Annotated in this window: 1 protein-coding gene; it reads right to left on the bottom strand. The window is 68.0% G+C overall.

The features are described 5' to 3' along the window. Nucleotides 1–316 (bottom strand): HAMP domain-containing protein (locus tag ADK65_RS06810; protein ID WP_159038734.1); only part of this gene is annotated, 316 nt, incomplete at both ends.

Consider the following 316-nt stretch of genomic DNA (forward strand, 5'->3'; position numbering starts at 1 on the left):
CGCGAACGCGGACAACTGGTCCACCATCGTGTTGATGGTGCTCTTCAGCTCCAGGATCTCCCCGCGCGCGTCCACGGTGATCTTCTGCGAGAGGTCGCCCTTGGCGACCGCCGTGGCCACGAGGGCGATGTTGCGGACCTGGCCGGTCAGGTTGCCCGCCATGAAGTTCACCGAGTCGGTGAGGTCGCGCCAGGTGCCCTTGACGCCCTTGACGTCCGCCTGGCCGCCGAGGCGCCCCTCGGTGCCGACCTCGCGGGCCACACGCGTGACCTCGTCCGCGAACGCGGACAACTGGTCCACCATCGTGTTGATGGTG

The sequence above is a fragment of the Streptomyces sp. NRRL B-1140 genome, from assembly GCF_001280065.1.
Classification (GTDB): Bacteria; Actinomycetota; Actinomycetes; order Streptomycetales; family Streptomycetaceae; genus Streptomyces.